Source organism: Sphingobacteriaceae bacterium GW460-11-11-14-LB5 (assembly GCA_002151545.1).
Classification (GTDB): Bacteria; Bacteroidota; Bacteroidia; order Sphingobacteriales; family Sphingobacteriaceae; genus Pedobacter.
The window spans coordinates 1,958,230-1,981,089 of record CP021237.1; the positions used below are offsets into that span (position 1 = coordinate 1,958,230).

19 protein-coding genes are annotated in these 22,860 nt (G+C 38.0%); 13 read left to right on the plus strand and 6 right to left on the minus strand.

The window, feature by feature from the left end; genetic code table 11:
- Positions 1–16: 16 nt before the first annotated feature.
- Positions 17–1,468: a signal transduction protein gene (locus CA265_07845; GenBank protein ARS39565.1), complete on the minus strand. Its 1,452-nt coding sequence runs from the start codon at positions 1,466–1,468 to the stop codon at positions 17–19.
- Entirely contained in the window at positions 1,458–2,159 is a 702-nt protein-coding gene (locus tag CA265_07850) for a hypothetical protein (GenBank protein ARS39566.1), read from the minus strand. The genes CA265_07845 and CA265_07850 overlap by 11 nt, the downstream gene beginning before the upstream one ends.
- A gap of 145 nt (positions 2,160–2,304) precedes the next feature.
- On the opposite strand from CA265_07850, the gene CA265_07855 reads away from it, so the two are divergent.
- The gene (locus CA265_07855; GenBank protein ARS39567.1) at positions 2,305–3,675 is read left to right on the plus strand and encodes a peptidase M16; all 1,371 of its coding nucleotides are present in this window, start codon (positions 2,305–2,307) and stop codon (positions 3,673–3,675) included.
- Between the two features lie 11 nt (positions 3,676–3,686).
- The gene (locus tag CA265_07860; protein ID ARS39568.1) at positions 3,687–4,970 is read left to right on the plus strand and encodes a hypothetical protein; all 1,284 of its coding nucleotides are present in this window, start codon (positions 3,687–3,689) and stop codon (positions 4,968–4,970) included.
- Positions 4,971–5,091: 121 nt separating this feature from the next.
- On the opposite strand, the gene CA265_07865 is transcribed toward CA265_07860, so the two are convergent.
- From CA265_07865 to CA265_07875, 3 genes are read right to left on the minus strand one after another with little or no spacing between them, the layout of a single operon-like run.
- Entirely contained in the window at positions 5,092–5,832 is a 741-nt protein-coding gene (locus CA265_07865) for an aquaporin (GenBank protein ARS39569.1), read from the minus strand.
- Positions 5,833–5,867: 35 nt separating this feature from the next.
- Positions 5,868–7,358, minus strand: a complete 1,491-nt coding sequence (locus CA265_07870; protein ARS39570.1) for a glycerol kinase — start codon at positions 7,356–7,358, stop codon at positions 5,868–5,870.
- A gap of 14 nt (positions 7,359–7,372) precedes the next feature.
- Entirely contained in the window at positions 7,373–8,965 is a 1,593-nt protein-coding gene (locus tag CA265_07875) for an FAD-dependent oxidoreductase (protein ARS39571.1), read from the minus strand.
- Between the two features lie 158 nt (positions 8,966–9,123).
- Here CA265_07875 and CA265_07880 point away from each other — a divergent pair, with 158 nt between their 5' ends.
- A complete protein-coding gene (locus CA265_07880) occupies positions 9,124–9,888 on the plus strand; it encodes a transcriptional regulator (protein ID ARS39572.1) in 765 nt (254 codons plus the stop codon).
- Between the two features lie 44 nt (positions 9,889–9,932).
- Positions 9,933–10,322 carry a response regulator gene (locus tag CA265_07885; protein ARS39573.1) on the plus strand — a complete coding sequence of 130 codons (390 nt, stop codon included), beginning with the start codon at positions 9,933–9,935 and terminating at the stop codon, positions 10,320–10,322.
- 70 nt (positions 10,323–10,392) lie between these two features.
- Here CA265_07885 and CA265_07890 read toward each other — a convergent pair whose 3' ends face one another.
- Positions 10,393–11,070: a hypothetical protein gene (locus CA265_07890; GenBank protein ARS39574.1), complete on the minus strand. Its 678-nt coding sequence runs from the start codon at positions 11,068–11,070 to the stop codon at positions 10,393–10,395.
- Between the two features lie 718 nt (positions 11,071–11,788).
- Between CA265_07890 and CA265_07895 the strand changes: the two genes are divergently transcribed.
- The 9 genes from CA265_07895 to CA265_07935 all read left to right on the plus strand — a co-directional run bounded on the left by CA265_07895 (position 11,789) and on the right by CA265_07935 (position 22,848).
- Positions 11,789–12,547 (plus strand): sugar transporter, encoded by a 759-nt coding sequence (locus CA265_07895; GenBank protein ID ARS39575.1) that lies wholly within the window; start codon positions 11,789–11,791, stop codon positions 12,545–12,547.
- Positions 12,548–12,568: 21 nt separating this feature from the next.
- On the plus strand, positions 12,569–14,857 hold the full coding sequence (locus CA265_07900; GenBank protein ARS39576.1) for a tyrosine protein kinase: 2,289 nt from the start codon (positions 12,569–12,571) through the stop codon (positions 14,855–14,857).
- Positions 14,858–15,207: 350 nt separating this feature from the next.
- Positions 15,208–15,756, plus strand: a complete 549-nt coding sequence (locus tag CA265_07905) for an antitermination protein NusG (protein ARS39577.1) — start codon at positions 15,208–15,210, stop codon at positions 15,754–15,756.
- Positions 15,749–17,047 (plus strand): UDP-N-acetyl-D-galactosamine dehydrogenase, encoded by a 1,299-nt coding sequence (locus CA265_07910; protein ARS39578.1) that lies wholly within the window; start codon positions 15,749–15,751, stop codon positions 17,045–17,047. Before CA265_07905 ends, CA265_07910 begins: the two co-directional genes overlap by 8 nt.
- 4 nt (positions 17,048–17,051) lie before the next feature.
- On the plus strand, positions 17,052–18,494 hold the full coding sequence (locus CA265_07915; protein ARS39579.1) for a lipopolysaccharide biosynthesis protein: 1,443 nt from the start codon (positions 17,052–17,054) through the stop codon (positions 18,492–18,494).
- Entirely contained in the window at positions 18,491–19,648 is a 1,158-nt protein-coding gene (locus CA265_07920; GenBank protein ID ARS39580.1) for an aminotransferase DegT, read from the plus strand. Before CA265_07915 ends, CA265_07920 begins: the two co-directional genes overlap by 4 nt.
- On the plus strand, positions 19,649–20,533 hold the full coding sequence (locus CA265_07925) for a hypothetical protein (protein ID ARS39581.1): 885 nt from the start codon (positions 19,649–19,651) through the stop codon (positions 20,531–20,533).
- A 6-nt stretch (positions 20,534–20,539) separates the two neighbouring features.
- Positions 20,540–21,634, plus strand: a complete 1,095-nt coding sequence (locus tag CA265_07930) for a group 1 glycosyl transferase (GenBank protein ID ARS39582.1) — start codon at positions 20,540–20,542, stop codon at positions 21,632–21,634.
- On the plus strand, positions 21,631–22,848 hold the full coding sequence (locus CA265_07935) for a hypothetical protein (GenBank protein ARS39583.1): 1,218 nt from the start codon (positions 21,631–21,633) through the stop codon (positions 22,846–22,848). Before CA265_07930 ends, CA265_07935 begins: the two co-directional genes overlap by 4 nt.
- Positions 22,849–22,860 lie beyond the last annotated feature (12 nt).

Here is a 22,860-nt window from a genome sequence, read left to right on the forward strand (position 1 = left end):
GAGAATTAATGAAAATTTAACCCAGACTATTGGTAAATTTCATACGGATGCCGCTTTGGAAGTTTTGGATAATTTTGAAAATTTCGATCAAGGTTACTTTTTCGATTTTAGTTAAACTATCAATTTCAATAAAATTATTCGGCGCTGCCTGATCATTGATAATCAGATTGGCCTGATGTTTTAATCTCAACCCCATCAGATAATAATAGGACTGTGAAAGTTCGTTAAACTGCTCTTCACTAAAAACACCTAATTCCCTGAGCGCTTTTAAACGCTCGCCGGTATTTTCTTTTTGAAAAATCCTGTTTTGTAAAGCATAAACCCTTGCTAAATCTACAATAGGGGTCATGGCTGTTTTAATATCGAATACTTCTTTTTTATGGATTTTTTGCGTTCTGATATTTCTAAAATAAGTGAGCGGTGGCTCATAAAGTAAAGCATTTTTGGCCAGGTATACATAGAATTTTTCGATAGGCTTCTGCAGTTCTTCATCAACAAAAGATCTCAGACTTTCCATAATGGTTAAGTCACCATAAATGGCCCTGCAATCGAAAAATGCTGCAAATTTTACAGCAGCTTCAGGCAAAGCTTCTTCTATCCAGTTTTTATAATTGTATTTCCAGTGGGAAAGTGAATGGGTCCAGTTTGGGTTGGTTGCCATATAATCGCCATCGCAGTATACAAAACCAACAAAATTTAGTTTGTCAGAAACCTGTGTAGCCAGGTCTAGAAAATAGGAGCGTACGGCTGCTCTTTTATCTTCTCCGGTATCTTCGTAAATAATGGCATTGTCCTGATCGGTTTTGAGGCTCAGTTCTTTTCGTCCCTCGCTGCCCAAAACCATAAACACAAACTTTGCAGGTGGCGGACCCAGTTTTGCAATTACTTCTTCGATAATTTTAAAAGAAATGGTATCAGCAATGGTCGTTACGACTTCGTTCACAATTTTCGAATGAACGCCTCTTGCCAGTAACTGCGCAACAATATTGGGTACCTTTTGCCATTTTAGTTTTAAATCGCTGGTGTTTACAGCCGATTTTACAGATTGAATGAAAACTAATGGCGATTCTGCCTGTTCGCTTAAAAGGCGGTTCCTGCTCAGAAAACCAACATAATTACCATTGTCGTTTACCAATAAATATCTGGATTTTTTGCTGAACATCATCAATATCGCCTCATACACATAAGCATCCGGACTTATGGTAACAATATGGGTGTCCATCACTTCATCAATCGGCAAATTTGGATTCAGTTGTTTAGCGATGACATTATCCCTTAAAGTAATATCGGTTACGAAACCCAGGTAAACATCCTGATCATTTTTAATAAAAAGACAACTGGTTTTTTGTTCTGACATTTTAATTGCCGCCTCGAAAATAGGCGTGCCTGGGCTGCAACTCACTATCTTTTTGAAAGTAATGTCTCCAATGCGGGCGGTATAAATTTGATCGGCTAATTTATCTTCCATTAAAAAGTCCCTGTAAAATTCTTTTAAACGAAAATTCTTTTGTCTTTTTCTGTTCCAGGTTAAAAGTATGCTCCTGATGGTAGGCTGAAGTTAAGGTAATTTTGTCTGTTTTTAAAAGATGAAAGAAAATCTTTGCCGTATTTGATGCGTCTGATAAGGCATTGTGGGCATTTTCAGGTATTTCATTAAATAATATAGTGTAAAATTTATCCAGTTTTAAATGACTGATTACCGTATTGGTGATATAGGGTGCACTCGCTTTCATGGTACAGAAAAAAGCAAGATTTTTAAATATGTTTTCCCTTCCAATGCGGTATAATTCAACATTCACCATGTGATAATCGAGCTCAATGAAATGTCCGATAACCAAGGGCTGGTATTTTTCGATATCTTCAGCAAACTGCAACATCACCTTTTCCTTGTTTTCGCCATGCGTATGCAAATATTCAGGGCTAATTTTGTGAATTTTTAAGGCCGCTTTATCAATGATGAAATCGGTATTTTTAATGTAGTGATTCTCGCGCTTAACTTCCTGGTAAGATTGATCATAAATAATCCAGGCAATTTGGACAATATGCGGCCAGTTCTTTTCTTTAGAATAAGGTGCTGTCCAGTTTTTAGGCAGACCTGAAGTTTCGGTATCAACAACGAGGAAGTATTCTTGCAATTTTAAATGGTTAGCGTTTAAGATTGAACGATTTCAAAGGTAATTAATTAAGAATGTAAACTATAATTATTCCTAAATCCTTCCCGGAAAAGCAATTTATAAATAAAGCGTTATTTATTTGTTAAAGTGAAAGATTTGCAGTTATTTGGTGCCAAAATTTAATTAAAATATGCGCTCTCTATTATTTAGCTCCCTAGCCTGTATATTGTGCCTGAGTTCTGCCTTTGCTCAGCAAAAGCTCGGAGAAAACATGCATTTCAAAAAACTTGATAACGGTTTAGAAGTGCTGGTGGTTGTAGACCGGACTGTGCCGCTGGTGACCATCGAAATGGCTTGTAGAAATGGTTCTTTTACCGAAACCGACGAATTTAATGGCTTAAGTCACCTTTACGAACATTTGTTTTTTAAGGCCAATAAAGATTATCCCGATTTCGAACGTTTAAACTCGAGAATGAACGATCTGGATATCAATTCGAATGCCACGACCAGAGAAGAGGTGGTGAATTATTTTTTTACACTTCCGGCTGCTAATTTAAAGCCAGGGTTAAGTTTAATGAATTCCTCCATTCGTTATCCAAAATTCATAAAAGAAGATATGGCTTTGGAAAATGAAGTGGTAAATGCTGAATTTACCAGGCACGAATCGAGTCCGATATTTGCTTTGATAGAAGCCAATTCGCGGCACATGTGGGGCGCAAATTATTCCCGTAAAAATGTAATCGGGAGTCATGAGGTGATTTTATCAGCTACTCCATCAAAAATGGATTCCATTAAAAATAAATATTACTGGCCAAACAACGCTGTGCTGGTAATTGCAGGTGATGTTAAGGTAGATGAAGCTTTTAGCTATGTAAATTCTGTTTTCGGAAGCTGGAAACGCTCGCCGGTTGATCCTTTTGTGAAATGGCCAATTCCGGAGTTTAAACCGCTTCAAAAAAACGATTATTATTTTGTAGAATCGAATAAAAGCCCTGTTCCGTTTATGCTTTTTAGCTGGCATGGTCCCGATACCAGGAACGATATTCCAGCTACCTATGCTGCTGACGTTTTCTCTTTCATTGTGAATCAAAACGGTTCTAAAATGAAACAGGCACTTATTAATTCAGGATTAGCGCAACAGGCCGATGTGAATTATTACACGCAAAAATATACAGGGCCAATTAGTTTGATGGTGAGCCCTAATCCGGCAAAAATAAAGGAATGTTATGAGGAAGTGCTGAAGCAGATTTCGCTTTGGGCCAATGAAGATTATTTGTCTGATTTACAGATTGAAAGAGCCAAAAGGTTATTGTCTATCGAACAGGTAGAAAGGAGAGAAGTTACTTCCGATTATGCACATTTACTTTCCTTTTGGTGGGCTTCAGCATCAATTGATTATTATACGCATTACGAAGAAAATGTAAATAAAGTAACCAGGAAGGATTTGCTCGATTATGTACGCAAGTATATTAAAGATAAACCTTATTGTGCTGGCCTGATGATGGATAAAGCAGGTATGAATGAAGTGAAGCCGGCAACATTTTTTAAATCATCTAAATAACCTTACGCTCCATGAAACGATTTATATTTTTAATCAACTTTATTTTAGTTTTTCATCTTGCCAACGCGCAAACCAAAGCCATTTCATTTGATGTGAATGGTTTAAAGGTGATTTTAAAATCTACTCAGAAAGAAACAGTTAGTATGAGCATGTTTTTTAAAGGTGGAGTGATGAATTATAACGCTGAAAGGGCTGGAATTGAAAACCTGGCTTTGGCTGCTGCAGCTACCTGTGGTACTAAAAATTACAGCGTTGTTGATTATCAGGAGCTGGCTGATGAGTACGGAATTGATATTTCTGGTTCATCGAGAACAGACTATGGCACCATTAGCATGGATTGTATTTCCAAGTATCTTGATCAGGGCTGGAAACTTTTTTCAGATGCCGTAATTAATCCGGCCTTTGATAAAACGGAGTTTCAGACGACTAAAGAGCGGATGATTACGGGGATTTATCACAGTCAATCTGATCCTGAAACAAGGATTGAGCAGCTGACCATGGAAAGCATGTTTAAAGATTCGCCTTACAGCATTAATCCTTTGGGTACAAGCAAAACCGTAGGCGGTTTTACCGCCGAAATGGTGAGTAATTATTACCATAGCGAATTGTTGAACAAGAATAAAATGTTTCTGGTTGTAGCTGGAAACATTACGAAGGAAGAACTGGAAAAGAAGATTCAGGCTTCTTTTAGCGGCCTTAAAGGAAAAACCTACACGCCACCCGTTTACGATCGCAAGACTTTAACAGGAGAGCATCTGGTAATTGAACAAAGAGATATTGCGACCAATTACATGAGTTGTATTATGAATGCACCAACCATGACAAATGCCGATTATTATGCTTTTGTGCTAACCATTAATGCATTAAGTGGGAGTATGAATTATGAGCTGAGAACTAAATTGGGTTTATCATATGCGCCGGGTGCAACCGTTAAAGTACAACAGATTCCATATACTTCTATGTTTGTAAGCACTACACAACCTAAAAAAGCTTTTAAAGCGATGATTTCGGTTTATAATAATATTAGGGAAGGGAAATATGGAGAGCGTTATCTTGAGGCCTTAAAAAAAGAGCATCGTGACCGCTACTACAGGCATCAGGAAAGTGCAAGTTCGATTGTGAAAGATTTAGGTGAAGCTGAAGTGCTGGGCGATTACAGTATTACGGAGAATATGGTCGCCAATTTTAACAAAGTAAGCTTGCAGGACATGAAAGATTCTTTTGCAAAGTATTTAAAAGGTGCCATTTGGATATACCTGGGCGATGAACAAGTAGGTAGAGCTGCTTTTCAGTAGCTCTTTTGGTCGTCATTTCGAGCGAAGTGCAACGCAGCCGAGAAATCTGTTAGATAGTTCTCTCCCGAACGTTCGGGACTGCACTTCAGTCGAGATGACGACTTTTTCTATTTTATTCGCACTATTTACTAATCAACAAAAATGCAACTGCAGCTAATACCGACCCGATTATTGGCCCAACAATGGGTACCCAGGCATAACTCCAGTCGCTACCTCCTTTTCCTTTCATTGGGATTAAAAAATGAATAATCCGCGGTCCTAAATCTCTTGCCGGATTTATGGCATATCCGGTGGTTCCACCTAAGGCCAAACCAATTACCCATACTAAAAATGCGACCGGAATGGCGCCCATCGAACCTAAACCGATAGGCGTGGTCACCGTTTCTTTGGTGCCCATACTGGCATCAGTAAAATAAAAGATGACAAATATTAAAACGAAAGTGCCGATAATTTCTGACAACAAATTGGACGAGATATTTCTGATGGCTGGAGCGGTTGCAAAAGGAGCAGCCTTTAAACCCTGATCATCTGTGGCATCGAAATGATCTTTGTAAATAAGCCAAACCAGAAAAGATCCAGTCATTGCACCCGCGAGTTGTGCGATAATATAAAACGGAGCCAATGCCCAGCTAAAGCCTTTTCCGATGGCAAGTCCGAGGGTTACAATTGGATTTAAGTGCGCTCCGCTGTACGGACCGGCTACCACAACCCCAACAAATACGGCAAGTGCCCAGGCGGTAGTAATGACAATCCATCCGCTATTATTTCCTTTAGTACCTTTAAGCACTACGTTAGCTACTACACCATTTCCTAAAAGAATCATTAGTGCTGTACCAATAAATTCTGCAAGATATACATTCATATAATTAAATTCTTATCCGATTAAAATTTGTTCAATTAGTCTTCTGCGTTTACTCTTGCCGCTTTTATGGCTCTATTCCAGCCCTTTATTCTTTCTGTATTATCAATTCCCTCCTCGGCAACAAAAGTCCTGTTGATTTTCCATTGCGAACGGATCTGATCGATGCTTTTCCAGAAACCTGTGGCTAATCCGGCCAGGTAAGCAGCACCAATAGCGGTCACTTCTGTTACATCTGGTCTGATTACTTTACAGTTTAACAGGTCGGCCTGAAACTGCATTAATAAATCGTTGGCTGTAGCACCACCATCTACCCTTAATTCGGCAATATTTACGCCTGCATCTGCTTCCATCGCTTTTAAAACATCCATGGTTTGATAGGCAATACTTTCCAGGGCTGCCCTGGCGATATGCGATTTGTTTGTGCCGCGGGTTAACCCGGTGATGGTCCCTCGTGCATGTTGATCCCAGTGTGGCGCACCTAAACCAGCAAAAGCAGGAACAACATAAACCCCATCGGTATCTTTTACTTTTTTAGCTAAGGTTTCTACATCTGCCGATTTGGAAATGAGTCCCATTTCATCGCGAAGCCACTGAACAACCGCGCCGCCGATAAAAATACTACCCTCCAGGGCATAGTTTACTTCTCCATTGATTTGCCAGGCGATAGTGGTTAACAGGTTGTTGGCAGAAATTTTTGGCTTCGATCCAATATTCATCAACATAAAACAGCCGGTACCGTAGGTATTTTTGACCATCCCGGTTTCGGTACACATTTGCCCGAATAAAGCTGATTGCTGATCGCCTGCTATACCTGCAATAGGAATTTTTGCGGCCAGTATACGGCCAGCGGTTTCACCATAAACCTCGCTCGACGATTTTACCTCCGGCAGCATGGCTTTTGGTATAGAAAAAAGTTCAAGCAATTCGTCATCCCAGCTTAAGGTGTGGATGTTATAGAGCATTGTTCGAGATGCATTACTGACATCGGTTACATGTTTTTCGCCTGCTGTTAGTTTCCAGATTAACCAGGTATCAATGGTTCCGAAGGCAAGTTTTCCGGCTTCAGCTTTTTCCCTTGCACCGGCAACATTTTGTAAGATCCATCTGGCTTTGGTCGCCGAAAAATAAGAATCTATAATCAGTCCGGTTTTTTCCTGTATTTTACTGGCCAGTCCTTGTGCTTTAATTTCATCGCAATAAGCAGATGTACGCCTGTCTTGCCAAACAATGGCATTGTAAATCGGTTGTCCGGTTTCTTTATCCCAAACCACAGTGGTTTCGCGCTGATTGGTAATACCGATAGAATCGATATCACCTACGGTTAAGCCTGCTTTAACAATCACTTCGGTTACAACAGCCAATTGTGTCGACCAGATTTCCATTGGATCGTGTTCTACCCAACCTGCTTTGGGATAAATCTGTGTGAATTCTCGTTGTGCAATGGCAACAATTTCGCCATTGTGATTAAAAATAATTGCTCTCGAACTTGTGGTTCCCTGATCGATAGACAAGATGTATTTACTCATAATTAGGAATTTGGTTAATTGGCTAAAGCCGATTCGGTTATTTTAGGTGTTGAATGGTAAATATAACCATCGGCTAATTTATTAAAAGTTTCGATTTGGTTAGTTTCCCAGTTTTTATCGGCAGATAATTCTTGGGCCAGGAGGGAAGCTACTCTGGGCGCCATATCTTTGGCTGCCTGCGCATTAATAAATAGTATCCTTAATCGTCTGCTTAAAATATCTTCTACCGTTTCGGCCATTTCATTTCGTGCAGACCAAATCACTTCAGCTTCAGTAAAAGGGAATGCCGGATTTAATTTATTTCCAAGGCCTGGATCTTGCACAATTAAAGCTTCAATTTTACTGCGATCAGTGCCATATATAGCTAAATGATGATCTCCGGTAGTGGTTGAACTGCCGTGTATGCTTAAATTTTGAGTTACACATGCTTTCGATTCTAAACCGCCATGGGTGATGGCTAAATCTACAGTTTCTTCTGCCATTCGGCGATAGGTCGTCCATTTCCCACCGGTAATGGTTATCAATCCCTTTGCTGAAACAATCAGTTTATGGTCTCTGCTAATTTCTTTCGTACTGTTTCCATCGCCGTTGGTAGGAGCAGCCAAAGGACGTAAACCTGAGAATACACTTAAAATATCTTTTTCCAAAGGTTTGCGGTTAAAATAACTCGCCGCAGTACTCATAATAAAATCTACTTCTTTTTTAAGTGCCCTGGGTTCTAAACTATGTTCGTCTAATGGCGTGTCTGTTGTGCCCACCAACAAATGATCGTGCCATGGAACAGCAAATAAAACACGTCCATCAGAGGTTTTGGGTATCATTAAGGCCGATTCGCTATTTAAAAAACTTTTATCTAACACCACATGTACACCCTGGCTGGGGCGCACCATTTTTTTTGAATTCGGGTTATTCATTTGAAGGATATCATCCACAAACACTCCCGTGGCATTAATCACTATTTTGCCATTATATTTTGCCGTTAAACCAGTGATGGTGTCTTCTGTTTCAATACCAGTAACCTGATCACCACTTTTTAATAAGCCGGTTACCTTTGTATAATTCAATAACGATGCACCGTTTTCAATAGCGGTTTGTGCAATGTTTATCGCTAAACGGGCATCATCAAACTTGCCGTCGTAATACCTGATGCTTCCTTTTAATCCCTTCTCCTTAATGCCAGGCATCATGGTTAGAGTTTCTTTTTTAGAGAAAAACTTAGATTTGCCAAAGCTATATTTGCCTGCTAACCAATCGTAAAGCGTAAGTCCGGTTAAATATTTTACAACAGAGAACCAATCGTAGCAGGGAATCAGAAATTCTTCTTTATTTACCAGGTGTTTCGCATTTTGTTGTAACAGGCCACGTTCTTTTAATGCATGTTTAACCAAACCGATATCACCCTGGGCAAGATAGCGCACACCACCATGTACCAGTTTAGTACTCCTGCTGGATGTTCCTTTGGCAAAATCTGATTGCTCTACGAGTAAAGTTTTAAAACCCCGGCTTGCAGCGTCTAATGCAGTGCCCAAACCTGTAGCACCTCCGCCAATAATAATGAAGTCCCAATTTATGTTTTCTGCGATATGATGCGGGTGTAATCTTTTCATTTAAATCTATAAAAATAATAAAACGAAACAATACGCAATTATAAGAAATCATAATCGAAATAATATAATATGTGTGTTAAAAATTTATTAAATATTTGTGTAAAATATTTTAAAGAATGTTTTTATTGCTAATTTGCAGCACGCTAATTAAATATACTATGATGAATTTGGCTGAGAGGCACCAGTTTATTTTAAGTCGCCTGCAACGTGATCAGTACATAAATGTAGTCGATTTATGTAAGGAATTGAAAGTATCGTCTGTAACAATAAGAAAGGACTTAAAACTACTGGAAGATAAAAGTCTTCTATTTAGAACACATGGAGGTGCTACTGTAAACAATCCATATACGGTAGATCGCCCGGTTAATGAGAAAGAGAAAATCCAATCTATTGAGAAGAATAAAATAGGTATTGCTGCTGCTGCATTGTTAAATGATAACGATTCGATTGTGATTGCATCAGGTACCACAGTCCTGTATTTTGCGAAAAATATTGTGCCTGCAACAAATTTAACAGTGGTTACGTCTGCATTAAATGTAGCACTCGAATTAATGCGCGAGCCCAGTATTGAAGTGATACAATTGGGGGGATTGCTTAGAAAAAGTTCTTCATCGGTAATGGGTGCTTATGCCGAACAAGTATTGCAGGATTTTTATTTCAATAAACTGTTTTTAGGTGTTGACGGGATTGATCTTGATTTTGGTTTAACCACTACAAATGCCATGGAGGCGCATTTAAACCGTAAAATGATCGGTGTTTCGCAAAAAACAATTGTACTGGCCGATTCTACTAAATTTGGAAAAAGAGGCTTCGGAAAAATATGCGGATTAGAAGAAATTGATCATATTATTACCGATAAAGGAATTTCTGAACAAATTGTTAAACATTTAGAGAGTTTAGGTGTTACTGTTACTATCGTATAGCGAATTCCACGCTAACGGTATATCCCAAACATTATAATTTGAACATGGAAAGAAAACGAATACACATTTTAGAGGATGATCAGGAGATCAGAAACGTTATTGAAATTCTATTAAAAGATGAGGGTTTTGAGTTACAGCTTTCATCATCATTTGCTGAGTTAAAGAAAAATATTCAGGATGCAATGCCTGATCTTTTCTTGCTGGATGTAATGTTGCCAGATGGAAACGGCGCAGAGATTTGTGAAGATTTAAAAACCGATATTTTTACTAAACACATCCCGATTATTGTAATGTCTGCGCAGAATAATAGCGAACAAAAAGCTATTGATGCATTTGCGGATGATTATATCAGTAAACCTTTTGATATTTATGATGTTTTGGCGCGTATCAATGCACAGCTAAAACGCAGTACAGAAAACAGAACAAAAGTTTAATTACAATCAGGTTAAATAAAAAAAGGGAAGTCAAAAAATGGCTTCCCTTTTTTATGAATTAAATATTTTCTTAGGTCTGCTTAACATCCTGTGCTTTGTTGAACATGACAAAACGTTTAGAATCGCCTACGCGTTGTGGTACTGTCGCGTTAGAAACAATAGCATAATCTTCGGTATGCTTGTTAATAAAAACACCTGCACCAATAATATTGTGGCCGCCAATGGTAATATCTTCTTTAACAGCGGAGTTAATACCTAAAAAGGAATTATTGCCTATAGTTACATTACCGGCTAATATATTACCAGATAACAGCACATTATTTCCTAAGGTAGAGTGGTGGCCAATCCGGGCACCGATAAGCATACAATTGTTGCCTATGGTTACAAAAGGCTGTATGTCGCAGCACTGATCAATAAAAGTATTGTGGCCAAATACCAAATCGGGCCATACATTAGCTTTCGAAGAAATATAATTTGCAAAGCTGTAACCAGTTTCACTTACCTTTTGATATACACTTTCCCTGGCACTGTTTCTACCAATGGCAATATGCATTTTATGGCTTTCTGGAGGAAAATCTTTAAGCACCTGTGCGAAGCTTAAAATGGGTAATCCCAATAGTGTATCGCCTGCAGGAGGCACATAGGCATCATCAACACAAAATGCGACAACATTATAATCACTGTCATTCATAAATGAATAACAGATAAACTCAGCCATTTTTCCAGTTCCATAAATAATAACTTTCATATTTCATTCTTTGTTTTTAGGTTAGTTACGAATTTATACATAAAACAGGCTTTTAAACCCTTTAAAAGCATACTGTACACATATTGCTAATCCAGGTTTACAGCATGCACAGTTGCGCATTTTCTTGCTTTTTACCCCGGTTTAAGGGGATATGGCTTTTATGTTAATCGTTTTATCAGGGCGAATGGCTACCGGCGAACCACTGCAGATGAAATCTCAATACGATGAAGTAAAATGTTAGTTGGCGTTCATTAAAAATATATTGTAAAATATGTTTCACAGAAAGATGCGAAGCGCAACCTGTTGGCTGCTGATGAGAGAAAAATAATCCATCAATCCACAAATTTAAGTTTGTTGATCAGCGGTTTTGCTTTGAAATTTTATAAAAATCATTTTTTACCCCCTATAAAATGTAGTATTAAACAGCTTTTTTAAATGTTAAAACATTTTCTGATGTTTTTTGAGTTTTCGCCGATAAGTTCTTATTGAAAAACAGGCTTTTTTGAGTGAAAATACGGCCAGAAGATTATACATGTTATGCGTTGTAAAATTTACAAATGATGTGCATTTTATGGGCACAGTAGCTAAAATGCTGTGCATGCTGGTCGTATTTTATACAATTTAAATACAACCCCGATCTGCCTATAAAACATTGACGCTTAATTGCATAGCTTAGTTCTCAATAAATCCAAACAAAAAACTAAACATTACTTAAGCTATGAAGAAAGTAATATTATTTATCGCAATATATACAAGCATTATCACCGGATGCGCTCCCAGAAGAGATCTTGTATACTTTAGTAACCTGGCTAAACAAACTAGCGAAGTAAAGCTTCAAGGTCAGGAAGTTAAAATTCAGCAGAACGATCTTTTAAGTGTAAGCATAAACAGCTTAAATCAAGAATCAAATGTATTATTTGCAGTTAATACCCGAAATGCAAGTGCCGACAATAATTATAAAATAGAAGGTTACCGGGTAAGTAAAGACGGAATGATTAACCTGCCCGTTGTAGGCAACGTTCGATTAGAAGGTTTAACCATTGAGCAGGCACAGGCCACCATCTCCAAAGAGTTAGATAAATACGTTAAAAAACCGGTAGTTGATGTTCAGTTAGTCAATTTTAAGGTAACAGTAATTGGCGAAGTAAACCGGCCATCAACCTTTACCGTACAGGGAGATAATATTAACCTCCTGGAAGCATTGGGGATGGCAGGCGACATGACTGTTTATGGTAAACGGGAAAATATTTTAGTGATCAGACAACAGAATGGTCAAAGGGTAATGAAAAGACTTAATCTGAATAATCAGGATGTGATGGATTCTCCATTCTTCTACCTGAAACAAAACGATGTGGTTTATGTAGAACCCGATAAATCAAAAGCAATTGAATATAGCCCGAATACACGTATAATGCCAGTGGTAATTGCTTCTATATCAGCAGTTGCGGTATTAATCACAGCAGTTCTTCGTCGATAACGTCTCTTAAAACATGATATCATGCTTAAACAAAGTATAAATGGTGGCGCAAAAGATTTTGCAGAAACTATGAACAGGTTTGCCAGAAACTGGCACTATTTCTTAATCAGTATCATTATTTCTATGGCTGCTGTATATGGCTTTCTGTACATCACCCCACCCAAATATAAAGTGAGCAGTACACTATTAATCTCTGATGATAAAAATGGTGCTGCAATGTCTAACAGTACCGCTTTCAGTGATCTTAATATGTTTCAAACGGTTAAAACGGTTGATAATGAAATTGAGATTTTACGGTCGAGAGATTTGATTTTTAAAGTATTGAAAAAACTAAACTTAGAAACAGCTTACTTTAAAAAAGAGGGGATTAGAGAAAAAGAACTTTATGGAAAAACCTCTCCGCTTGTTGTTACTGCCATCAGTTTAAAAAATGGTGCTTATGCCCGGAAAATTAATGTTTCTTATCTGGATGACATCTCGTACATCATTCAGGATAGCCTAAAGACCAATATCGTAAAGTATGGTGATACCATTAGCACTAAAAACTACGCCATTAAAATAAATAAAGGTCCGGCCTTCAAAGCCGAATTTGGTAAAATTAAACTCCAGTTTAAAAACCTGTATAAAATGACAGAGGCTTATAACCTGGTTTCGTTAAAAATAGTTCCGGTTGTTAAAGACGCCAACACCATTACCATTAGTTTGAACGATGTAGTGCCACAACGCGGAATTGACATTCTTAACGATCTGATTGAAACCTATAATATTAATAACGTTAATAATAAAAATACCATTGCCCGTAATACCATTAAATTTATCGATAACCGACTAAAATACCTCGTTGCAGATCTTTCTGGTACCGAGGAGGATGTGGAGAGCTACAAACAGCAAAACCGTGTTACCGATGTAAATATGGATGCGCAGATGAATGCTGCACGCTCAGGACAGTACAATCAGTTATTGGAAGAATCGTCGGTGCAACTGAGGTTATTGCGGTCTATCGAAAATTATTTCAGGGGCAAACAAAGCCAATACAACCTAGCTCCAAGTGCAATGGGCTTAAAAGATCCGATTTTGAATTCATTGATTTCGAAATTTAACGATCTCCAGTTGGAGCGGAACCGGATGTTGCGTACTGCGAATGCTGAAAACCCTTTGGTACTCAACCTGAACGAGCAAATAGCAACCTTAAAAACCAATATTTTAGAAAACCTATCCAGCATTAAACAAGGTTTCGTTATTGAAAGAAACAACCTGAGCTCCAATTACGCTCAATTCGATAATAAAATTAAATCTGTGCCTACCATAGAACGTGGCTTGTTAGAAAGAAGCCGTGAACAAAGCGTAAAATCAGGTTTATATAAATATTTGCTGCAAAAAAGAGAGGAAACGGCTTTATCGCTTTCAGCTACAGTGCCCACCTCGCAAGTGGTAGATAAACCGGCATACAACACTATACCGAATAGCCCTAAGCAACCACTGTTGTACCTGTGTGGATTTATTTTCGGCTTTTTTGTTCCGGCCGGAGTAATTTACGCCAAAGGATTTTTCAATAACAAAGTACAGGATGCCAGTACGATTGAGCTTACAGGTGCAAAAATGCTTGGCGAACTTTCTCATAACCTGGATAAAAGTACCATCGTGTTTCAAAAAGATAACCGTTCTACCATATCAGAATTGTTTAGGTACATCAGAATGAATTTAGGACTGATGTCTAACAATATCGAAAATAAGGTAATGCTGGTAACCTCGAGTATGAAAGGAGAGGGTAAAACATTCTTCAGCGTAAACCTGGCTACTACTTTAGGTATGCTCGATAAAAAAGTGGTTGTATTGGAGTTCGATTTAAGAAAACCTGATCTTTTGAATAAGGTGGGGTTAAAACAAACGATCGGCTTAACTGACTATTTAATTGGTGAATCTTTGTTAGATGATATTATCAAACCGACCAGTGTTTCTGACAATATTTCGGTTATTGGCTGTGGTCAATCACCTGAAAATCCTGCCGAAGTAATGATGAGTCCTAAAATGGATCTGTTATTTGATGAACTGAAAGAAAGGTTCGATTACATCATTATCGATACTTCGCCGGTTGGCCAGGTGGCCGATGCCTTTAGTTTAGCAGAATATGCCGATGTAAGCATTTACCTGGTGCGATACAATTACACCAATAAATACCAGTTGGCCATATTGAAAGATATTTGTGAAAACAATAAACTCAAAAATCCGATGGTCGTTTTTAACGATGCCAAAAGAGAAAAGAGCCAAAAATACAGCTACGGTGGTTACGGTTATGCCATGGCAAACTAAAACTACCATGTTTTAAAAGAGAATACCAATACCCTTTACCAAATAAACGTCCCCAAACGATTTAATTCTGTTTACAAACAATAAAGTGAGGATGCTTAAACTGAGCATCGTATTAAGGCATTATCAGCTTGTAAACTACTCTTAATTAGATTGCCCATTTGCCCCAAAAAGCAAAATAAGATTAAAAAATAAAATTGTCATGTAAGTGATATAGCGAAGCTGTATCCGGCCGACTAAAAGGCGCTTTAGCAGACAGTTTTAAAGATAATGCCCAATACCTGTCATGTAAGTGATATAGCGAAGCTGTATCAAATGGCCTAGAAAATAAACGATAAACTCATTAAAATAAAATGGAATCTATAATTAACATCAAGCCCTCGTTCGCAAAAAAATGGTTTGTGATTTATACCCGTCCCCGTTGGGAGAAAAAAGTTGACCGTTTGCTGCAAGAGCAAGGTTTCGAATCTTTTTGTCCTGTGCGGAATGTAGAAAATCAATGGGCCGATAGAAAGAAAATCGTTAGTCTTCCACTTTTTACCGGATATGTTTTTGTGAAAATAGATGAACGGGAAGGCTACAAAATCAGGTATACACTGGGGGTTTTAAACTTCATTAATTACATGGGGAAACCTGCAGTAGTTCGCGATAGTGAGATTGAAAAGCTGAAACACATCATGGATACCTATAACGATGTAGATGTAGTGAGTTTAACCGGTGTTTCGAAAGGAGACCGTGTTCGGATCAGTAATGGTCTTTTTCATAACCAGGAAGGAGAGGTGATCCAGATTCAAGGTAAGCACGTTTTAATGTCTTTCGATCATTTAGACTGTGCTTTAGTTACCAGAGTGCCTATAAGCAACTTAACATTAACCGTAAATACACAACAACACTATGTATAACGCTGAAGATAATCTGAAAATGGCCGTAATTGGCCTTGGCTACGTTGGCTTACCATTGGCAGTAGAATTTGCAAAAAAATACAAGGTATTTGGCTTTGATATTAACGAGACCAGGATAGCAGAATTAAAAGCCGGATACGACAATACACTGGAAGTTAACGAATCTGAATTAAATGAGGTTTTAACATTCGAATGCACAACTTTAAAAGGCTTGTACTGTACCAATGAAATCGAAAAATTACGCAGCTCGTCGGTTTACATTGTTACAGTGCCAACGCCTGTTGATAAAAACAACCGGCCAGATTTAACCCCGCTGATTAAAGCAAGTGCAGTTGTTGCTAAAGTTTTAAAGAAAGGAGATATAGTGGTTTATGAATCAACTGTATACCCTGGCGTAACTGAAGATGAATGTGTACCGATTTTAGAAAAAGGATCAGGTTTGGTTTTCAATAAGGATTTTTTTGCCGGTTATTCTCCGGAACGTATTAATCCTGGAGATAAACAACATACAGTTGCCAATATCTTAAAAATAACCTCGGGTTCTACCCCTGAAGCCGCCGAAAAAATCGATGAACTCTACCGTTCGGTCATTACAGCCGGAACTTATAAAGCTTCGTCTATTAAAGTGGCCGAAGCAGCGAAAGTAATTGAAAATGCCCAGCGCGATATCAATATTGCTTTTGTAAACGAATTGGCAATGATTTTTAACCAGATCGGTATTGATACTTCCGAAGTTTTAGCCGCAGCCGGAACCAAGTGGAATTTTCTAAATTTCAAACCAGGTTTAGTTGGCGGGCATTGTATTGGCGTAGATCCTTATTATTTGGCCCAAAAAGCACAAGAAGCGGGTTACCACCCCGAAATTATTTTAGCCGGCCGACGTGTAAACGATGGTATGGGTAAATATGTGGCCGATCAGGTCATCAAAAAAATGATTGCGCAAAACATCCACATTGTGGGCGCAGAAGTATTGGTGTTGGGCTTTACGTTTAAAGAAAACTGTCCGGATGTACGAAATACCAAAGTAATTGATATTGTAAGGCGACTGGAAGAATACAAAGTTAAAGTAACCATCCATGATCCCTGGGCAAATGCCGATCAGGCCAACCACAACTATGGTATTATCTGCGAAAATGGCTCGTCGAAAACCAGAAAGTACGATGGAATTATACTGGCCGTAGCACACGAAGCTTTCAATAATTTAAATATTACAGCATTACGTAAACCAGCCTGTGTGGTGTACGATATAAAAGCGGTATTGCCACAATCAATGGAAACGGTTCGATTGTAAGATCATGAATTTAACATATAAAGCGCGATCGGGCATTATATGGTCGATCGGACAGCAGTTTAGTGTTAAATTCATAAACCTGTTCGTTACCATCATACTGGCCCGCCTGTTAAGCCCTGCAGAATTTGGCTTAATCGCAATGCTCTCTATTTTTATCGCTGTTGGCAATTCATTAATGGATAGCGGTTTAACATCATCGCTAATCCGCACAAGAACGGCAGGACAAAAAGATTTTTCTACTATATTTTTTTTTAACCTGTTTGGAAGCATCATTGTTTATGGTGTTTTGTTCTTTACAGCACCTTTAATCGCTGATTTTTACAGACAGCCCTTACTGACCAATATTGTTAGGGTCTACGGATTAACCTTTTTAATCAATGCCTTTTTCAGCATTCAGAGTACTTTATTAACGAAGGAAATGAAATTTAAACTGCAAACGGTAATTCAGATACCAGCAGTAATACTGGGCGGTTGTTTAGGCATTTACCTGGCGAAAAAAGGTTATGGAACCTGGAGTTTGGTGTGGATGAGTTTACTGAGTGCAAGTGTTTCTACAGCATTACACTGGTTTTACTCCGATTGGCGGCCACGACTGATTTTCAATAAAAGAAGCTTCAGAAAGCATTTTCATTTTGGATACAAGATGACGCTTTCCGGTCTGCTGGATACGATTTATCAAAATTTATACACGGTTATTATAGGTCGCTTTTACGCTGCAGCTCAATTGGGCTTTTATGCCAGGGCAGATAGTTTAAGTCAGTTGCCCATTGGAATTATTTCTACAGCAATTAGTAAAGTAACCTATCCGATGTTTTCGAACATCAGCAATGACGATGTAAAACTTAAAATGGTTTACCGAAGGTTAATGCAGCAGGTATTATTCTGGAATGCACCAAGCCTGATTTTTTTGGCACTTATTGCCCAACCTTTAATTTCCTTACTGTTAACCGATAAATGGCTGCCTTCAGTACCCTATTTTCAGATTTTATGTATTGCGGGTATTCTATATCCTGTACATGCATACAACCTGAACATTTTGAAAGTTAAGGGACATAGCGGACAGTTTTTAAGATTAGAAATTATAAAAAAGGTGCTGAGTGTAGTCGGAATTATTTGTGTAATTCCATTTGGCATTATGGGGTTGTTATATTTTCAACTCTTCTTTACCGTTTTTGCCTATTATATCAATTCAACATATAGTGGCAAATTAATCAATTATCCACTTAAAGAACAACTTCAGGATATTGCACCTATTTTAATGTTATCTAGCTTATTAGGTGTAGCATGTTATTGCCTCGATACCTGGTGTTTATCGCATTACCATATTAACAATATTCTTCGCATTGCTGGCATAAGCATTATTTATGGCAGTTTTTACCTCGGCATCAGTAGCAGCATTAAAATGGCTGCACTCGTTGATTTTAAACAATTAATCCTCAAACAATGATACCTGTAACTAAACCCTTTTTGCCAAAACAGGCAGAATTTAAAAGCTATGTAAGTAGCATTTGGGCCAGACAGTGGCTCACCAATAATGGTCCTTTAGTAAATGAGCTGGAGTTAAAGTTACAGCAATACTTAGGCCTGCCGCATTTGTTATACGTAACCAATGGCACTATTGCATTACAGCTGGCCATTCAGGCTTTAGAAGTTAAAGGTGAAATTATTACCACACCATTTTCTTTCGTAGCCACCACCAGTAGTATTGTTTGGCAAGGCTGCAAGCCAGTTTTTGTGGATATAGATGAAGATACCCTCAATATAGATCCCAATAAAATTGAAGCGGCCATTACGCCTGATACCTCAGCAATTTTAGCTACACATGTTTTTGGAAATCCTTGCGATGTCGAAGCGATAGATCGTATTGCTAAAAAACACGGGCTAAAAGTAATATACGATGCTGCTCATTGTTTTGGGACAAAATATAAAGGTAAATCTATTTTCGCTTATGGCGATGTAAGCACAACAAGCTTCCATGCTACAAAACTCTTTCACACCATTGAAGGTGGGGCTGTTTTTACTCAAAATCCAGAAATTTTAAAGCGAATGGCGCTGATGCGGAATTTCGGTTATAGCGGGGTAGATACTTTTTCAGAGATCGGTACCAATGCTAAAAACTCCGAATTTCATGCCGCTATGGGCCTTTGCAATTTAAAACATATCGATCAGATTTTAAGTAAACGCAAAGAACTATCACAGCATTACGAAATGCGCCTGAATAAAATAGAAGCGCAGTTTCAGATTATCCAGGCCGATACAGATTTTAATTACGCTTACTATCCTGTAATATTCCGTTCGGAAGAAGTTATGCTCGATTGCATGAAAGAATTAGAACTGGTTCAGGTGTATTGCAGGCGATATTTTTATCCGTCTTTATCGGCTTTACCCTATATCGATAAGGTAAATATGCCTATTTGTGATTCTATTTCTAAACGCATTATGTGTTTACCGCTTTACCATACCTTAACCAGTGCTGATCAGGATTTAGTGGTCAGGATTATTTTAAGAACTCAGAATTACCGCAAAAAACAAGTGCTTAAGCTCGCTGATTATGGCAAGCTGGTTAATGGCAGCATAGGCATGGTAGTTAATGGCAACTAAATGACAGCTTCAATTATGAAACAAGATGATACAGATGTAATGGTTAGCATTTTTTGCATCACTTATAACCACAGTAAATTTATTGCAAAAGCCCTGGATGGATTTCTGATGCAGCAATGCAATTTTAATACAGAAATTATTATTGGCGATGATTGTTCTACTGATGGAACCACTGAGATTATTGACGAATATGTTGCCAAGTATCCTGGCAAAATTAAGCGCTTAAAAGCACCTAAAAATATCGGGGCCACGAAAAATGTTATTCGCGTAGCCTTAGAAACCAGAGGAAAATATGTGGCCACCTGCGATGGAGACGATTATTGGACAGACCCCTACAAGTTGCAAAAACAGGTTGATTTTTTAGAAAACAACCCTGATTATGTAATGTGCTGCCATTATACCCGCGAAATTAATTTTGATGATACAGAGCTGATTTACATGGATTTTAGCCCGGTTCCGTTACAGTATAGCTTTAACGACTTGATTGTTAATAAACAGGCTGAAACCTGTACCGCAACCATTGTTTATCGCAATATCGACGCCATTAGAAATCTGTATAAAAACGACTGGCTTTTAAAATGTTATGCCTGCGATAAGATATTGAAACTTTACTGCACCTGGGTAACAGGTAAAAAAGTATACGTTATGCCAGAAGTAATGAGCTGTTACAGGCGTCATCCCGGCGGTATCTGGAGTCCCATATCGTATGTTCCATTAAAAAAAATGCAACTGAGCGATTTCTATATCATTATTAAAATCTTCACCTATACCGGTTTGCAAAAAGCTAAACTTTTGTACTTCTACTTTAGAAGATACTTCTTTTTCGAAGTGAAATATAAAAACTTCAGAAACGCTTTCCAGACCATTAAAACGATAGTAAACTAATTCGAAATGGCTACTAAATTATGCTTCGTAATCAACAGTTTAGAAGGTGGTGGTGCTGAGCGGGTAATTAGCAATCTGGCTAATCACTTCAGCGATAAAAATTGCAGTGTTACCATGATTTGTCTCAATACAGCAGAAGTTAGGTATGAAATAAATAAAAAAGTTAAAATCGTAAACCTGGTGGAGCGAAAAGGTCGTCATAATCTTTTCAACAGACTTAAATATGCTTACCTGACTTTTTACCGGTTACTCACGGTATTAAAGAAAGAAAAGCCAGTTTGTACCATTTGTTTTATGACATCTGCAAACATTTGGGCAGGTTTATGTTGTGTGATTTTAGGCTTACCCTATCTGGTTTCGGAAAGAACAGCGCCGGTTTACACCTTAGATCAATACAATAGATTATTGCAGTGGATGGTGTTTCATATTTATAGAAAATCAAAAGCCATTGTATTGCCCGCATTTGAGATGTTTAAAGGATTTAAAAGAATTAAACAGTTCGAAACGCTGTATAATTTTAAAACCATACACAATCCCATTCATCACTTTTCTCATGCGAATACAGGCGCTGTTAACAGTAAACGATTTATTCTCTCTGTTGGGAGGTTATGTTATGAAAAAGGCTTCGATAACCTTATAGAAGCCTATAGCAAACTGGAATTGACTGATGTTGATCTTTTAATCTCCGGAGAAGGACCGGATAGAGCAAGTCTTGAAAAACAGATCGCCGATTTAAACTTAAAAAACAAAGTCAAGCTGATTGGTTTTAAATCAAACCTGCAGGATTATTATGCACAGGCTGAAGTTTTTGTGCTTTCATCCAGGAGCGAAGGTTATCCTAATGTACTGGTAGAAGCCATGGGAATGGGCTGTGCCTGTGTAGCCATGGACTGTGAGTTTGGTCCTTCAGAGATTATCAAACACGGAATTAACGGACTTCTGGTTGACAAAGAAGATATAGTTGGACTTTCATTGTCTATCGATAAAATGCTTAATAACAGTTTTTTAAGAAGTGAATTTTCAGAAAAAGCAAAATCGATCAACGAAACAAATTCTATTGAACGCATTTCTGCCAACTGGGAGCAACTCATCATGTCATGACAAAAAAAATAATGTTTCTTTTTTTGTTGTTTGCCTACGTTTACGCAACAACATTCAATATCTTCATGACTGGGGTTTTCAGAATTCCGGCACCAATGGTTTTCCTGGCGCCGTTAATCTATTTCTACCGGACAGAAGAAACCGGCTTTCTATATGGCAAAGAGTTATTTATTTTCTTTATTGCTGCACTGTTTTTTTATCTCATAGGTCAGGAAGATGTTACCGGTTTTTTTGCCCTGTTAATTGTTGCGACCTGTTTTGCCTTGTTATTCAACTATGTTATCGGCACTAATTTAAAGCGAATGAACATCGCTGTCGGGTTTTTCTTCGGCTTGTTGCTGCTTTCAGGAATCATCATGTTTATCGATCACCAGATCAACATGGCACCTATACGCTCGCTTTTGGTGCAGGAAGATGTATTGCAGGCACCAGCTGGCATATCGACCACAATTTTTACATTCGGTTACCAGATGGCTGCTTTAACACCATTTCTGGTTATCAATGCTATACTATTTAAAAGAAGCTGGCTAATTAACCTTCTCTTATTTGGATTATCGCTCTCTCTTATTTTCTTTGGTATGCAAAGATCGGTTCTGGTGGCTTTTGCAGTAGTAACCGGATTATTTTTCCTCAGTTATTATAAAGCCAAATCAATTTTAATATTCGGTGTGTTTTGTGCCATATTTTTTATTGCTCAAAGCTCGATTGAACAATTTTCTGAAGGTAAAAAGCAACAGAATATTTTAAATAAGAGCGCTGAAAATGCTAAGGGTAAAGAAGAACGTGGTGACTTGATGGGAGAGAACATCCAGATTATAACCGAGTATCCTTTTGGCTTACTGTTTTATGGGAAAACCTGGAATGATGTGGTACAGCACAACTTTGTTTATAAAAAAGGACCCATCGTAATTACCTCTCATAATGCTTATTTAATGTTTATTACCTATTTAGGCCCTTTGCTGGGCTTTATTTTACTCGTGTTGTTATATCGAAAAGTAGGGAAGATTATTTTTTATGCCTTTCTCCATATCAAAGATAAGAAGAATGCACTGCTGGTCTGTTTAAGCTGCTCTTTTCTGGCCATTTCCATCAATTCCTTTTTTCATAACGAATGGCTCCTGGCTACAAGCGGTCCTACCTTGTTCCTCTACTTTGCCATTTTACAACTTTCCAAAATCAAAATGGAAGATCCCATTCTGGTTGAATACAATTAACAGTTCTGGTTA

Excerpts from the sequence above, each read along its gene's own strand:
- CA265_07875 (ARS39571.1), bottom strand. The coding sequence starts at position 8,965 with ATGAAAAGATTACACCCGCATCATATCGCAGAAAACATAAATTGGGAC.
- CA265_07905 (ARS39577.1), top strand. The coding sequence starts at position 15,208 with ATGGAATCTATAATTAACATCAAGCCCTCGTTCGCAAAAAAATGGTTT.
- CA265_07930 (ARS39582.1), top strand. The coding sequence starts at position 20,540 with ATGGCTACTAAATTATGCTTCGTAATCAACAGTTTAGAAGGTGGTGGT.
- CA265_07935 (ARS39583.1), top strand. The coding sequence starts at position 21,631 with ATGACAAAAAAAATAATGTTTCTTTTTTTGTTGTTTGCCTACGTTTAC.
- CA265_07860 (ARS39568.1), top strand. The coding sequence starts at position 3,687 with ATGAAACGATTTATATTTTTAATCAACTTTATTTTAGTTTTTCATCTT.
- CA265_07915 (ARS39579.1), top strand. The coding sequence starts at position 17,052 with ATGAATTTAACATATAAAGCGCGATCGGGCATTATATGGTCGATCGGA.
- CA265_07865 (ARS39569.1), bottom strand. The coding sequence starts at position 5,832 with ATGAATGTATATCTTGCAGAATTTATTGGTACAGCACTAATGATTCTT.
- CA265_07925 (ARS39581.1), top strand. The coding sequence starts at position 19,649 with ATGACAGCTTCAATTATGAAACAAGATGATACAGATGTAATGGTTAGC.
- CA265_07895 (ARS39575.1), top strand. The coding sequence starts at position 11,789 with ATGAAGAAAGTAATATTATTTATCGCAATATATACAAGCATTATCACC.
- CA265_07880 (ARS39572.1), top strand. The coding sequence starts at position 9,124 with ATGATGAATTTGGCTGAGAGGCACCAGTTTATTTTAAGTCGCCTGCAA.
- CA265_07855 (ARS39567.1), top strand. The coding sequence starts at position 2,305 with ATGCGCTCTCTATTATTTAGCTCCCTAGCCTGTATATTGTGCCTGAGT.
- CA265_07910 (ARS39578.1), top strand. The coding sequence starts at position 15,749 with ATGTATAACGCTGAAGATAATCTGAAAATGGCCGTAATTGGCCTTGGC.
- CA265_07845 (ARS39565.1), bottom strand. The coding sequence starts at position 1,468 with ATGGAAGATAAATTAGCCGATCAAATTTATACCGCCCGCATTGGAGAC.
- CA265_07900 (ARS39576.1), top strand. The coding sequence starts at position 12,569 with ATGCTTAAACAAAGTATAAATGGTGGCGCAAAAGATTTTGCAGAAACT.
- CA265_07870 (ARS39570.1), bottom strand. The coding sequence starts at position 7,358 with ATGAGTAAATACATCTTGTCTATCGATCAGGGAACCACAAGTTCGAGA.
- CA265_07885 (ARS39573.1), top strand. The coding sequence starts at position 9,933 with ATGGAAAGAAAACGAATACACATTTTAGAGGATGATCAGGAGATCAGA.
- CA265_07890 (ARS39574.1), bottom strand. The coding sequence starts at position 11,070 with ATGAAAGTTATTATTTATGGAACTGGAAAAATGGCTGAGTTTATCTGT.
- CA265_07920 (ARS39580.1), top strand. The coding sequence starts at position 18,491 with ATGATACCTGTAACTAAACCCTTTTTGCCAAAACAGGCAGAATTTAAA.